The sequence below is a fragment of the Burkholderia sp. AU33803 genome (assembly GCF_002223095.1).
Taxonomy (GTDB): Bacteria; Pseudomonadota; Gammaproteobacteria; order Burkholderiales; family Burkholderiaceae; genus Burkholderia.
Genome location: NZ_NKFJ01000004.1, coordinates 966,807 through 980,087 on the forward strand (window position 1 = coordinate 966,807; position 13,281 = coordinate 980,087).

Consider the following 13,281-nt stretch of genomic DNA (forward strand, 5'->3'; position numbering starts at 1 on the left):
GCCGCGCGGCCGTCATGGCGGCGCGCGGCTTCGGAGAAGATCCAGATGAACCGGAACATGAAGACCGGCGCCGTGCGCGCCGTGGCCGCGAGTGCGCGGCGCCGCGCATTGCGCACGATCGCGGGCTCGGTGCTCGCGATCGGCGCGGGCCTGGGCCTCGGCGCGGGGGTGGCCGCCCCCGCGTGGGCGGCCGATGCGCCGCAGGCCGTCACGCGCGTCGCGATGCTCGTGCAGTTGCGCGGGCCGAACCTGAAGGTTGACGAACGCATCAGCCAGCATCTCGGCGAACGCGGCTACGCGGTGCGGCTGATCGACGAGTCGTCGACGCCCGATGCGGCGCGCGATGCCGACCTGGTCGTGATTTCGTCGACGGTGTCGTCGAAGAACGTGCGGCCGGGCTGGCGCACGCTCGACAAGCCGCTCGTGACCTGGGAAAACGACCTGCTCGACGATCTCGCGATGACGGGCAAGCGTCACGACGTCGACTTCGGCGAAACGGGCAAGGAGCGCTACCTGTGGCTCGTCAATGCACCGCACCCGATCTCGGCCGGGCTGCCGGCCGGCACGACGAACGTGTACGGCAAGCAGGCGCCGATGAGCTGGGGCAAGCCGGGGCTCGGCGCGATCACGATCGCGACCGTGTATGGCCAGCCCGACAAGGCCGCGATCTTCGCGTACGAGAAGGGCGCGACGATGGACTACGAAGCGCTCGCGCCCGCGCGCCGCGTGATGTTCTTCCTCGACAACGACACGTTCGTGAACCTGTCGCCGGCCGGTGTCGCGCTGTTCGACGCGGCCGTCGACTGGGCGGCCGGGCGGCGCTGATCGTCAACGTCGGCGCTACGCCGGCTGCCGCGCCGCCGCCTCGATCAGTTGCGCGAGCATTTGCGCCGGCTCCGACATCGCGCGCCGCGCGCGATGCACGAGCCCGATGTCGCGATGGAACGTGTGATGCCCGAGGTCGAGCGCGCGCACGCCGGCCGGCCAGCGGCGATACACGGCGGTCTGCGGGACGAGCGCGACGCCGACGCCGTTCTCGACCAGCTTGACGATCGCGTCGAGCTCGTCGAGCTCGCAGGTGTCGCGCACCGCGACATGCATTTTCCGCAGGAAACGGTCGACCTGGCGGCCGCCGAACGACGCGCGGTCGTAGCGCACGAACGGCTCGCGCGCGAGCAGCTCGGCCGAGTCCTTGCCCTTCACGCCGCGCGGCACGATCAGCCGGAACGGCTCCTGCACGAGGGTCGTCCAGTGCAGGTCGCTCTGCAGCGAAAACGGCGGCCGGATGATCGCGGCCATGTCGAGCTCGCCCGCATCGACGCGGTTGACCAGCTCGATCGACAGGCCCGGTATCACGCGCGTCCGGCACGCGGGATGCCGGCGATGGAAATCGGCGAGCGCGGCCGGCAGCAGCGCGCTCTGTACCGATGCGATCGCGCCGATCGTCACGCGCACGGCGGCGGGCGACCCGGGCGACGTCGAGCTCAGGTTCTCGTACAGGCCGATCAGCGCTTGCGCCTGGTCGAGCACGTGATGACCCATCTCGTTGAGCCGCGCCGAGCGGCCTTGCCGGTCGAACAGCGCGAAGCCGAGTTCGGCTTCGAGCCGCTGCATCTGCGCGCTGACTGCCGCCTGCGTGAGCCCGATACGATTGCCGGCCGCGGCGAACGTGCCTTCCCGGGCGACGGCGACGAGGGTTTTCAGTTCGCGGATCATTGATCAATTCTGTTTGTGAATGACGCAACTATATATTGATTTAATTTCTGCTTGACCTTGACTACCATGGTGCCGTCCTCGCGCCACGCGAGCGTTCCATCACGAGGCCACCATGAGTCTTTCCCCGTTTCACCTGGCGATTCCCGTCTACGACCTGCCGGCCGCGCGCGATTTCTACGGCCGTGTGTTCGGGCTGGCAGAAGGGCGCTCGAGCGCGCAGTGGGTCGACTTCGACTTCTACGGGCATCAGCTCGTGATCCATGAGCATCCGAAGACCGCGTCGCAGGAAGGCGCGCATACGAACGCGGTAGACGGTCACGACGTGCCGGTGCCGCATTTCGGGATCGTGCTCGACTGGCCAAGCTGGGAGGCGCTGGCCGAGCGGCTGAAGTCGTTCGGCGTGACCTTCGTGATCGAGCCGTATGTGCGATTCCAGGGGCAGGTCGGCGAACAGGCGACGATGTTCCTGTTCGACCCGTGCGGCAATGCGCTCGAATTCAAGGCGTTCCGCGATATCGGCCAGCTGTTCGCGAAGTGACCGGCGGCGCGGTCAGCGCCGATCGACATTGGGTGCGAGAATGCGGCCTCCGGCCCGGTTGCGCGCTTGCGCACCAGCCGGCGCCGTGCCGCGCGGGGTCCGTCCGTGCGAGCCGTTCTCCAAGGAACCCGTATGGACAGTCACATCGCTCCGGTGGAGCTGAAGAAGGCCTACCGTCTCCTCAACCATGGCCCGACCGTGCTCGTGTCGGCCCGCCACGATGGCGTCGACAACGTGATGGCCGCCGCGTGGGCGTGCGCGCTGGATTTCCTGCCGCCGAAGCTGACGGTCGTGCTGGACAAGACCGCGAAGACGCGTGAGCTCGTCGAGCGCAGCGGCACGTTCGTGATCCAGGTGCCGACGGCCGTGCAGCTGCGGCTCACGCATGCGGTCGGCAGCCACAGTCTCGCGGAGCGTCCCGACAAGCTGCGCGAAGCGGGCGTCACGCTGTTCGATGTCGAAGGGCACGACCTGCCGCTCGTCGCCGGCTGTTCGGGCTGGCTCGCGTGCAGGCTGATTCCGGAGCCGCACAACCAGCAGACCTACGACCTGTTCATCGGCGAGGTGGTCGCGGCGTGGTCCGACACGCGCGTGTTTCGCGACGGCCACTGGTATTTCGAATCGGCCGATCCGGCGCTGCGCAGCCTGCACTACATCGCGGGCGGCAATTTCTATGCGATCGGCGAATCGCTGCACGTCGATCCGGACGCGAAGTAAGCGTCGGGCGGGCGACCGGTTCCGCCGTTCCGGGCGCGCGGTTCACGCGCGCTTGTTCAATTCCGTCAGCAGGGTTTCGGCGAACGCCTGCGCGACACGCGGCAGCGTGCGGCCGCGCTTCGTGACGAGCGCGATCGGCCGCACGAACGCGGGGTCGTCGATCGGCTTCGCGACCAGCTCGGGCTCGGCGCGCACCTCGCGCGCGGTTGCCGGCAGGATCGTCACGCCGAGCCCGCCGCGCACCATCGCGACGGCCGTCATCATGTAGGTCGGCTCGCACGCGATGGCGGGCGTGCAGCCGGCCGCGTCCAGCGCGGCATCGACGACGCTGCGCACGCTCGTGCCTCGTGCGGTGAGCACGAGCGGCACGGCGGCGACGTCCGCCGTGGTCAAGCGGCGTTTGCGCGCGAGCGGATGATCCTTCGGGCACACGGCGACGAGCCGGTCGGCGCCCGCATACAGCACCTCCAGCGACGCATCGAAGGTATCGCCGCCCGTCAAGCCGAGATCGGCTTCCTCGTTGCGCACGAGCGCGGTGACGAGGCTCGCGACGCCGTCGCGGATCTCGAAGCCCGCAAGCGGCACCTCGCGCCGGAACGACTGGATCAGCTCGGGCAGCACGCTGGACGCGAAGGTCGGCAGGCACGCGAGCCGCACCGTGCCGCTCGTGCCTTCGCCGAGCGCACGCGCGTCGCGCAGCACGCGCTCCATGTCGTCGAGCGAGCGTTGCAGCAGCGGCAGCAGCTCGCGCCCGGTCTGCGTGAGCGCGACGTTGCGGCTGTTGCGGTCAAACAGGCGCGCGCCGACGATCTCCTCGAGCCGACGGATCTGCACGGTCAGCGCCGGCTGCGACAGGTGCAGGCGCGCGGCCGCACGCGTGAAGTTGCCGGCCTGCGCGACGGTGACGAACGCGCGAATGTCGCGAAGATTCAGATCCATAACAGTTCGTGATTGCTGCGATCAAATCATTTCAATTGTGCTATCGCTGCGCCGACCTTACGCTCGTCTCCAACAAAAGACAAGGTAGGAGACACGGATGCTGCCGTTACTCGGGCTGGGCACGATCGTCGTGCTGCTGGCCGCGATTCTGTCGAAGCGGATGTCGCCGCTGGTCGCGCTGATCATCGTGCCGATCGTCGCGTCGCTGATCGGCGGCTTCGGGCTGCACACCAGCAAGTTCGTCATCGACGGGCTGAAGGGGCTCGCGCCCGTCGTCGGGATGTTCGTGTTCGCGATCCTCTATTTCGGGACGATCACCGACGCCGGCACGCTCGACCCGATCATCGACCGCATCCTGCGCGCGGTCGGCACGCGGCCGACGCGCATCGTGATGGGGACGACGCTGCTCGCGCTGCTGATCCACCTCGACGGCTCGGGCGCCGTCTGCTTTCTCGTGACGATTCCGGCCGTGCTGCCGCTGTACGACCGGCTGAAGATGGACCGGCGCGTGCTGGCCGCCGCGGTGTCGATGGCCGCGGGCATCAACTTCCTGCCGTGGACGGGGCCGATGATCCGCGCGTCGGCGTCGCTGCACCTGCCGGTGTCGGCGCTGTTCAATCCGCTGATCCCGGTGCAGGCGATCGGGCTCGTGTTCGTGTTCGGCGTCGCGTACTGGCTCGGGCGGCGCGAGGAGAAGCGGCTCGGCCTGTCGCGCGACGATGCGTCGATTCCGCTGCCGAAGCGCGAGCTGACGCCCGACGAGCAGGCGCTGCGCCGGCCGCACCTGTTCTGGTTCAACCTCGTGCTGACGCTCGTCGTGCTCGGCACGATGGTCGTGATGGGCGAGAAGATTCCGCCCGCGATCATGTTTATGGTCGGGCTGTGCATCGCGTTGATGGTGAACTACCCGGACGTCGACATGCAGAGGAAGCGCATCGACGCGCATGCGCGCGCCGCGCTGATGATGGCCGGCATCCTGCTCGCGGCCGGTGTGTTCACGGGGATCATGCAGGGCAGCGGGATGCTGAAGGCGATGGCGCAGGCGGCGGTCGGCTTCGTGCCGCCGTCGATGGCGGGCCACATTCCAGTGGTGCTCGGCCTCGCGTCGATGCCGCTCAGTATGCTGTTCGATCCCGATTCGTTCTACTTCGGCGTGCTGCCCGTGATCGCGGAGGTGGCCGGCCAGCTTGGCGTGCCGGCCGTGCAGGTCGGGCAGGCTGCGTTGCTCGGCCAGATGACGACCGGGTTCCCGGTCAGCCCGCTGACGCCCGCGACCTTCCTCGTCGTCGGCCTGTGCGGCATCGAGCTGGCCGAGCACCAGAAATTCACGTTTCCGCTGCTGTTCGGCGCCTCGATCGTGATGACGATCGCGTGCGTCGCGCTGGGCATCTTTTGATCTTTCCCGGCGGCGACTGCCGCCGGACGACGGTACGGACATGACAGCAAAGCAACCTGAACGGCTCGTGCGCATCGGCGCGGGCGCCGGCTACTCGGGCGACCGGATCGAGCCCGCGGTCGAACTGGCCGAACACGGGCAGCTCGACTATCTCGTCTTCGAATGCCTGGCCGAGCGCACGATCGCGATCGCGCAGCAGGCGCGGCGCCAGGACACGGCACTCGGCTACGACCCGCTGCTCGACGCGCGGATGCAGGCGGTGCTGCCGGTCGCCGTGCCGAAGGGCGTGCGCATCGTATCGAACATGGGCGCGGCGAATCCGCGTGCGGCCGCGCGGCGTACCGCGCAGATCGCGCAATCGCTGGGTTTCACGAAGCTGAAGGTCGCGGCGGTCGAGGGCGACGACGTGCTCGACGTCGTGCGGCGCGGCGCATTCCGCTTCGAGGAATCGGGTGACGACGTCGCCGCGTATCACGACCGCATCGTGTCCGCGAACGCGTACCTCGGCGCCGCGCCGATCGTCGATGCGCTCGCGGCCGGCGCGGACGTCGTGCTGACCGGGCGCGTCGCCGATCCGTCGCTGTTCGCCGCACCGCTGATCCACTCATTCGGCTGGCGGATGGACGACTGGGACACGCTTGGCGCCGCGACGGTCGTCGGCCACCTGCTCGAATGCGCGGGGCAGGTGACCGGCGGCTATTTCGCCGATCCCGGCTACAAGGACGTGCCGAACCTCGCACGCCTCGGTTTTCCGATCGGCGAAGTGGCGGCGGACGGCTCGGTCGTGATCACCAAGGTGCCGCACGCGGGCGGCCGCGTGAGCGCGGCGACCTGCAAGGAACAGCTGCTCTACGAGATTCACGACCCGGCGCGCTATCTGCAGCCCGATGTCGTCGCGGATTTCACGCAGGTCACCGTGGCCGAGGAGGCGACCGATCGCGTGCGCGTGACGGGCGGGCGCGGCACCGCGCGGCCCGATACGCTGAAGGTATCGGTGGCTTACGTCGACGGCTGGATCGGTGAAGGGCAGATCTCGTACGGCGGCCCCGGTGCGCTCGAACGCGCACGTCTCGCGCTCGAGATCGTCCGCGAGCGGTTGGCCATGACCGGTGTCGCCGCGACCGAGCTGCGCTTCGACCTGATCGGTGTCGATTCGCTGTATGGCGACGCGACGCCGGCCGTGCGCGGCGAGCCGGCCGAGGTGCGCGTGCGGGTGGCCGGCCGTGCGGCGAGCGCCGCCGAAGCCGCGCGCATCGGCAACGAAGTCGAGACGCTCTATACGAACGGGCCGGCCGGCGGCGGCGGCGCGTTCAAGTCGACGCGCGAGGTGATCGCGGTGCAGTCGGTGCTGCTGCCGCGCGCGGCCGTGACGCCGTCGTTTTCATTCGTGGAGGCATGATGCAACTGCGTGAACTCGCGCATGCGCGCACCGGCGACAAGGGCAATACGCTGAACGTGTCGGTGATCTGCCACGATCCGCGTCATTACGCTCACCTGCGCACGCATCTGGATGCCGACGCCGTGAAGGCGTGGCTCGCAGGCATCGTGCACGGCGACGTCGTGCGTTACGAACTGCCGGCGCTCGGCGCATTCAATTTCGTGCTGCGCGATGCGCTCGGCGGCGGCGTCACGCGCTCGCTCGCGCTCGACGCGCACGGCAAGTCGGTCAGTTCCGCGCTGCTGGCGATCGAGGTGCCCGCCCCGGCGTGACGGAGGTCGCCGCCGGGGGCGGGCCAGCGCTTACGGAATCAGCAGTTCGCGCAGGCCGTTGGCGTGCTCGATGCGTTCGCCGCCGATGTGCAGGCGCTGATCGCGGCGATAGTCGTAGACCGCGCGCGACGCGGCGAGCTGGTCGAAATCGAGTTCGACCGCGTGACGCGATTCGGTATTGCCGGCTTCGAAGATCAGGTTGCCGAACGGATCGGCCGCAAGGCTGCCGCCCGCGAACACGACGTCGTGCGCGCTGCCGCCGACGCGGTTGGCGACCACCGCGAACACCTGGTTCTCCATCGCCCGCGCCGTGGCCGACGTGCGGTGGACGGGGCGGTACGGCTCCATGTTGCCGTCGGTGATGAGGATCAGCTCGGCGCCGAGCGCGGCGAGCGCGCGGCCGGTTTCGGGGAATTCGTTGTCGTAGCAGATCAGCAGGCCGATCCGCACGCCGCGCCATTCGATCGTCGCGAAACGGTCGCCGGGCAGCACGACGCCGCGCTCGCTCACCCACAGATGCGTCTTGCGATAGCGCAGCGCGATGCCGTCCGGCGTGACGAAGACGGTCGTGTTGTAGAAGCGGCCGCCGTCGTTCTCGATCAGCCCGACCACGACTGCCACATCGCGTGCGCGTGCGGCTGCGATGACGGCGCCGACGCTCGGGCCGTCGAGCGGCTCCGCGCATTCCGCGAGATTCGACGAATCGAGGAAGCCGGTGAGCTGCGCTTCCGGAAACATCACGATGTCGGTGCCTGGAGCGCAGGTGGCGATCGCGTCGAGCGTGCGTTGCAGGTTGTAGGGCGTGTCGCCGTCGCGACCGGCGAGCTGGACGATATCGAGCTTCAGTTTCATGGCGATGTCGGTATGCAGGGGCCCGTCGCTGATGGCGCCGGAAGGGTGGGTAAGGAGGCCCCAGTATGCGCCGAAGCGGCGGATTTCCCATCCCGCCGGCGCGTTAACCCTTCGGGGGTATTGATCTGCGACGCCGCCGGTGCCGGCCCGCGATGCGCGTCAGGAGCCGGTTTGCGCGTTCAGGAACAGCGAGAACAGCTCCGATTGCGAGTTGATCGCGAGCTTCCCGTAGATGTTGCGGCGATGGACCTTGACCGTCTCGGCGGAGATCGCCAGCTTGTTCGCGACTTCCTTGTTCGAGCGGCCGCTCAGGATCAGCCGGATCACGTCGAGTTCGCGCGCGGTGAGCGGCGTGCCGAGCCGCGCCATCGCGCGCTCGAAGCCGTCCTGCGCATGGCTGCCGGCCCGCGGCGGCACCGCGGCTTCGACGGCGGCCGGCTCGAACGCGAGCCGCTGCCGCATCAGCCCGGCCACCCACGGCCGGATCAGGTCGAGCAGCGCCACCTGCTCGGGGCTGAAGCGCCGCTTGCTGCCGAGCGACAGGCACAGCGTGCGCGCATCGCCGAGCACGACGTTGAACTGCACCTCGTCCTCGACGACGTTGTGCGTGAAATAGAGCGTGTAGTACTCGGTATCGCGGAAGCATTCGGGCGCGACGTCGGACAGCCGGAACAGGCCGCTCTTCGGCGCGTCGCGGTTCGCGATGTAGAACGGGTCGAGCTGGTACAGGCCCTGCACGTAGTCGCGGAACAGCGGGTCGGGGCCGCCGCCTTCGTACGGGCATTCGGCGAGCACCTGCGGGCGGCCGTCGCCGAACGTCAGCGCGACCCAGCTGTCGACCGCGACGTATTCCTCGATCAGCCGGATCAGCGCCAGCCAGAAGCCCGGCTGGTCGAGCGACTCGATGAGCCGTCCGACCGAGCGGTGCCATGCGACGTCCTGCAACGTGAGGTTCATGCGTGGGTCCATGTCGGGCAGGTGCGATGTGCGCTTGCGGTGCCGCGCCGTACGTGTACGCTACGGGCTCGCGGGCCGGTTCCCGCGCGCATCGAACGGAGCCTGGGTGAAGAACGAGATCGTAACGCCGGCCGGCGCGAATGGCGAGGCCGGATGCCGCCGCCGGTTCGCGGCGGCTGTCGCCGTGCCTGCTGCGATGGCATGCCTGGGCGCGATGGCCGTGCAAACGGCCGCCGCCATGCCGCCGGCGTCGTGCAATGAGCAACTGACCCGGTTGATCGTACCGGCACTGCGGCAGACCGGGATGAACCGGCGCGACATCCATGCCGACGTGGACGAGCGTGACGGCAACGTCTACCGCGTCAGGCTGTTCACGATGCCGGATCATCCGGGCACGCCGAATCGCGACGCGACGATCGGCTGGGTCACGCTCGATACGCAGGCGATGCGGGCGCTCGACGTCACGCGCGATCCCGACCGGCCGGACGTGCTGAAGATCGACCGGCGCGCGTTGTCGCGTTTCGTGTCGGCGTGCGTTGCGCCGGCCGCGCCCGTGCGCGACGCCGTCGATTGCGATGCGCTGAACCGCCGCGCGCAGGCGCAGGGCAATTACGTGATGGGCAGCGACGCCGGGCGGGTCGTCACCGGCCACGGGCGCCTGCCGTTCTATTCCGCGCCGGACGACGCGTGCCGGATCGACGGGCGGTTCATCGTCGAGCACGATCACGTCGATGCGCGTGCCGACTATGGCCGGTTCACGTCGGTCGTCTACCTGAATCCGCGCACGCGCGGCATCGCCGAAGGGTGGGTGCCAACCGCGCGGCTGAAGCCGGACGGCACCGGCATCGCACCACGGCAACCGTGATCGGGTGGGCCCGCCACCATTCGCGACACTTCTTTTCGACCAGAACGAACCACGTCATGACAGTCCCGCACCGGAACACACGTCTGAAGCCGCTCGCGGCTTCGCTCGCCGCGCTTGCGGTGCTCACTGCACTTTCCGCGCTGTCGCCCGTTCATGCGGCCGAGCCGGTCCAGCCCGATCGTCTGTTGAAGGCCTTCATCCACGACACATACGGCAAGTGGCGCGCCGACCGCAAGGGCTGGCAGGCGGACGGGGACGATCTTGTCTATGCGCCGTGCGGTTCGCTGCGCGTGGCAACGGCCGACGGCCCGCGCACGCTGCTCGCGATGTGCGGCGAGACCGAGGCGGCCGTGCAGAACGGGATGCCGGGGATGGATTCGGACGCGACGACCGGCACGATCGACCTGTATGTGCTGAAACCGGCGGCGGACGGCAAGACGCTCGAGCCGGTCATGAAGAAAACGGAGATCGCGTCGGGCGGCCGCGGCGAGCCGGGCACGGTGCGCATCGAGCGGCTCGGGCCGCACCTGTTCGGGTTCGTCATCGGCGAAAGCGACACGCGGCAAGGCTATACGCAACGCTTCCGCGCGATCTGGCTGCCGGTCGGCCATGCACTGGTGCTGGCGGCGGCACGCCTCGACGAGGCGCTCGACAACGCGGATTCGACCGAATGTGCGAACGCGCGGGCGCGCTGCGAGGAACGCCGCTTCGAAATCGCGCCGGACCTGACCGGCACCGGCGACGTCTATCCGCTGACGGTCACGGAAACCGGCACGCGCGGCAACCAGGCCATCCACGCGCGCTACACGGTGAAGTTCGACGCGGCGCGTGGCCGCTATGTCGTGCCGAAGGCCTTGCGCGAAGGGTACTGATCCTTCGCGCGCAGGAACGGGCGGCGTGGCGCCGCCCGCGCATCACACGTACAGATAGCGCACGAGGTGGAAGAACACCGGCGCGGCGAAGCAGATCGAGTCGACCCGATCGAGCATCCCGCCGTGGCCCGCGATCATCGAGCCCCAGTCCTTGGTGCCGAGCGAGCGCTTGACGGCCGACAGCACGAGCCCGCCGACGAAGCCCGCGATCACGATCGCGAGCGAGATGCCGAATGCCGACCCGAAGCTGAACGGCGTCACGCGATACAGCGATGCACCGCACAGCGTGGCCAGCAGACCGCCGCCGATGAACCCCTCGATCGTCTTCGACGGCGACAGCTGCGGCGCGATCTTGCGCTTGCCGAACAGCTTGCCGACCACGTACTGCAGCACGTCGCTGATCTGCACGACGAACAGGAAGAAGAACAGCAGCAACGCGTTCTGCCCCGCGTAGTGCGGAATGTCGAGGATCAGCACGGCCGGCGCATGGCTCAACCCGTACACGCACACCATCAGCGCCCAGTTGATCTTCGCGTTGCGGCTCAGGAAGTCGCGCGTGTCCTGCGTGAGCGCCGACACGAGCGACATCGCGAAGAACAGGTGCACGGGCACGAAGATCGAATACATCCCGTACCAGTTGATCCCGAGCAGCAGGTATTGCACGGGGATCGCGACGAAGAACGCGATGAACAGCGTCGTATGGTCGCTCGGCGTGGTGGGCGTGAGCGTGATGAATTCGCGCAGCGTCAGGTAGGACAGCACCGCGAACACGAGATAGGTGATGTTGTTGCCGAGGCCGATCGCGATGGCCATGATCGCGATCATCGCCCACCACGCACGGATGCGCTGGTTCAGGTTGACGATGGTCGCGTTCGTGCCGCCGCTGCGCGCGCCGAGGATCGCGCCGATCACGGTCGCGACGACGAGCACGCCCGTGACGCCCGCGACCAGTTCCCAGAAAATGGTTCGCATGGTTGATATCCGGAAAGGGGAGAAGAGGGCGCCGCGTTCAGCCGGCCGGCCGCTGCGGTGGCGCGAGCGCGACGACCGCGTCGCGCATGCGGGCGAGGAACGTCGGCTTGTCCTCGTCGGCGCCGCGCTGTTCGTTCGCACCGAAGTGCACCTTGCAGATCAGCGGCACTGGCCAGATCGCACCCTTCGGCATGATCCGCTGCAGGTTCTCGAGATAGACGGGCGCGAGCGCGACGTCCGGAAACTCGGTCGCGAGGTGGAACAGCCCGCTCTTGAACGGCTGCGGCAGGATCTCGGCGCCGCGCGTGCCTTCCGGGAAGATGATGATCGAATGGCCCTGCCTGAGCGCGTCGCGCACCGGGTCCAGCGGGTCGCCGCCGGATTCGCGGTGGCGGTCGATCAGCACGACGTTCAGCAGCTTCTGCGCGATGTGGCGCTTCATGTCGCTGCTGTCCCAGTAGTCGCGCGCGGCGACCGGCCGCACGACCGCGCGCACGTTGCGCGGCAGCGCGGCGAGGATCGCGAGCGTGTCGATGTGGCTCGTGTGGTTCGAGAAGTAGATCTTCTGCGTCGGGGACGGCGGCGCCTGATGCCAGACCGGATACGCGCCGGCGACGAGCCGCACGATGGACAGCAGGAAATCGCGCTGCCAGACGTTGAGGATGTTCATCGGCGCTGCGCCTCCTGCGTGCCTGCATGGCCCGCTGCGCGTGAGCGGCGGGCGGGACCCCGGAATGCCGGCGCGGCAGGATGCGCGCCGGACGGCCCTTGTTTAAATTTTTTCAAATTCGTGGCTGCCTGTCGCAGGTCCGCGATAATCGGACGAGTCGCCGTCACACGCGGTTGCGTCGCGGCGAATGCGCCGGTCGGCGGCGTGATAATCGGCTGTTGCACGAGCGCCCGTTTGCAGTTCGAATGGATCTCGCTGCGATCGGGCCAGCGGATTATCGCGAGTTTCCGTCAAAAACGCCAGATTGGCGCCGCGCGTGCGGGCCGGGCGCGCGCTTGACGCATCGGGGCCGCTCGGCGACGATTAGGGCCGTCCATGGAAGGCCGTCCAAGGCCGTTTCGCCGCCCGGGGCATGGCGGCGGGAAATGTATCCGACTGTGCCGCGCAAATTAAAACGATGAGCCTATACGCACTCAAACCCAAATTCCAGAACACGCTGCGCCCGTTCGCGAACGCGCTCGCCGAGCGCGGCGTGACGGCCAACCAGGTCACGCTGTTCGCGGCCGGCGGCTCGATCGTCGTCGGCGCGCTCGCCGGCCTCGGTGTGTTTGCCCGAGCGCTGTTCCTGCTGATCCCGCTGTGGCTGTTCGCACGGATGGCGCTCAATGCGATCGACGGGATGCTCGCGCGCGAGCACGGCCAGAAGAGCACGCTCGGCGCCTACCTGAACGAGCTCGGCGACGTCGTGTCCGATGTCGCGCTGGTGCTGCCGTTTCTCGCGATTCCGGCGTTCGCTCCGGCAGACGTCTGGCTGTTCGCGCTGACGGCGGTGATCGTCGAATGCGCGGGGCTGATCGGTCCGCTGGTCGGCGTGAGCCGCCGCTACGACGGCCCGTTCGGCAAGAGCGACCGTGCGCTCGCGCTCGGCGCGTTCGCGTTGTGGATCGGGCTCGGCTTCCCGGTCGGTGGCGTCGCCGCCTGGCTGTGGCGCCTGCTGATCGTGCTGTCGATCGTGACCGTGGTGCGGCGCGTGCAGGCCGGCATCGCGGAAAAGGGCGGTTGAAAGGGCGGTTGAAG

At 68.5% G+C, this 13,281-nt stretch carries 15 protein-coding genes; 9 read left to right on the forward strand and 6 right to left on the reverse strand.

Going from position 1 to position 13,281, the window contains the following annotated elements; translation table 11 throughout:
* The first annotated feature begins 45 nt into the window (after positions 1-45).
* Entirely contained in the window at positions 46-825 is a 780-nt protein-coding gene (locus CFB41_RS06985; RefSeq protein ID WP_089456013.1) for a hypothetical protein, read from the forward strand.
* A 15-nt stretch (positions 826-840) separates the two neighbouring features.
* On the opposite strand, the gene CFB41_RS06990 is transcribed toward CFB41_RS06985, so the two are convergent.
* Positions 841-1,716, reverse strand: a complete 876-nt coding sequence (locus tag CFB41_RS06990) for a LysR family transcriptional regulator (RefSeq protein ID WP_089456014.1) — start codon at positions 1,714-1,716, stop codon at positions 841-843.
* Positions 1,717-1,828: 112 nt separating this feature from the next.
* On the opposite strand from CFB41_RS06990, the gene CFB41_RS06995 reads away from it, so the two are divergent.
* Together CFB41_RS06995 and CFB41_RS07000 are read left to right on the forward strand one after the other, a co-directional pair.
* Positions 1,829-2,254, forward strand: a complete 426-nt coding sequence (locus CFB41_RS06995; RefSeq protein ID WP_011351673.1) for a VOC family protein — start codon at positions 1,829-1,831, stop codon at positions 2,252-2,254.
* A 132-nt stretch (positions 2,255-2,386) separates the two neighbouring features.
* The gene (locus CFB41_RS07000) at positions 2,387-2,971 is read left to right on the forward strand and encodes a flavin reductase family protein (protein ID WP_089456015.1); all 585 of its coding nucleotides are present in this window, start codon (positions 2,387-2,389) and stop codon (positions 2,969-2,971) included.
* A 42-nt stretch (positions 2,972-3,013) separates the two neighbouring features.
* On the opposite strand, the gene CFB41_RS07005 is transcribed toward CFB41_RS07000, so the two are convergent.
* Positions 3,014-3,910, reverse strand: coding sequence for a LysR family transcriptional regulator (locus tag CFB41_RS07005; protein ID WP_089456016.1), 897 nt, complete (start codon positions 3,908-3,910; stop codon positions 3,014-3,016).
* Positions 3,911-4,007: 97 nt separating this feature from the next.
* Here CFB41_RS07005 and CFB41_RS07010 point away from each other — a divergent pair, with 97 nt between their 5' ends.
* Genes CFB41_RS07010 through CFB41_RS07020 form a run of 3 tightly spaced genes read left to right on the forward strand, consistent with a single transcriptional unit; the run spans position 4,008 to position 7,016 of the window.
* Positions 4,008-5,306, forward strand: coding sequence for a CitMHS family transporter (locus CFB41_RS07010; protein ID WP_089456017.1), 1,299 nt, complete (start codon positions 4,008-4,010; stop codon positions 5,304-5,306).
* A 40-nt stretch (positions 5,307-5,346) separates the two neighbouring features.
* Positions 5,347-6,705 carry an acyclic terpene utilization AtuA family protein gene (locus CFB41_RS07015; protein ID WP_089456018.1) on the forward strand — a complete coding sequence of 453 codons (1,359 nt, stop codon included), beginning with the start codon at positions 5,347-5,349 and terminating at the stop codon, positions 6,703-6,705.
* Positions 6,705-7,016, forward strand: coding sequence for a hypothetical protein (locus tag CFB41_RS07020; protein ID WP_089456580.1), 312 nt, complete (start codon positions 6,705-6,707; stop codon positions 7,014-7,016). The genes CFB41_RS07015 and CFB41_RS07020 overlap by 1 nt, the downstream gene beginning before the upstream one ends.
* A 30-nt stretch (positions 7,017-7,046) precedes the next feature.
* Here CFB41_RS07020 and CFB41_RS07025 read toward each other — a convergent pair whose 3' ends face one another.
* Both CFB41_RS07025 and CFB41_RS07030 read right to left on the reverse strand, forming a co-directional pair.
* On the reverse strand, positions 7,047-7,868 hold the full coding sequence (locus CFB41_RS07025; RefSeq protein ID WP_089439796.1) for a carbon-nitrogen hydrolase family protein: 822 nt from the start codon (positions 7,866-7,868) through the stop codon (positions 7,047-7,049).
* Between the two features lie 159 nt (positions 7,869-8,027).
* Positions 8,028-8,825: a response regulator transcription factor gene (locus CFB41_RS07030; protein ID WP_089456019.1), complete on the reverse strand. Its 798-nt coding sequence runs from the start codon at positions 8,823-8,825 to the stop codon at positions 8,028-8,030.
* A gap of 106 nt (positions 8,826-8,931) precedes the next feature.
* On the opposite strand from CFB41_RS07030, the gene CFB41_RS07035 reads away from it, so the two are divergent.
* Entirely contained in the window at positions 8,932-9,690 is a 759-nt protein-coding gene (locus CFB41_RS07035) for a hypothetical protein (RefSeq protein WP_256940868.1), read from the forward strand.
* Between the two features lie 56 nt (positions 9,691-9,746).
* Positions 9,747-10,562 (forward strand): topoisomerase IV, encoded by an 816-nt coding sequence (locus CFB41_RS07040; protein WP_089456020.1) that lies wholly within the window; start codon positions 9,747-9,749, stop codon positions 10,560-10,562.
* Between the two features lie 42 nt (positions 10,563-10,604).
* Here the strand turns inward: CFB41_RS07040 and CFB41_RS07045 are convergent, their stop codons facing one another.
* On the reverse strand, positions 10,605-11,534 hold the full coding sequence (locus CFB41_RS07045) for a phosphatidate cytidylyltransferase (protein WP_089456021.1): 930 nt from the start codon (positions 11,532-11,534) through the stop codon (positions 10,605-10,607).
* Between the two features lie 37 nt (positions 11,535-11,571).
* On the reverse strand, positions 11,572-12,204 hold the full coding sequence (locus CFB41_RS07050; RefSeq protein ID WP_089456022.1) for a lysophospholipid acyltransferase family protein: 633 nt from the start codon (positions 12,202-12,204) through the stop codon (positions 11,572-11,574).
* A 457-nt stretch (positions 12,205-12,661) separates the two neighbouring features.
* Here CFB41_RS07050 and CFB41_RS07060 point away from each other — a divergent pair, with 457 nt between their 5' ends.
* Positions 12,662-13,267 carry a CDP-alcohol phosphatidyltransferase family protein gene (locus tag CFB41_RS07060; protein ID WP_089456023.1) on the forward strand — a complete coding sequence of 202 codons (606 nt, stop codon included), beginning with the start codon at positions 12,662-12,664 and terminating at the stop codon, positions 13,265-13,267.
* Positions 13,268-13,281: the final 14 nt, after the last annotated feature.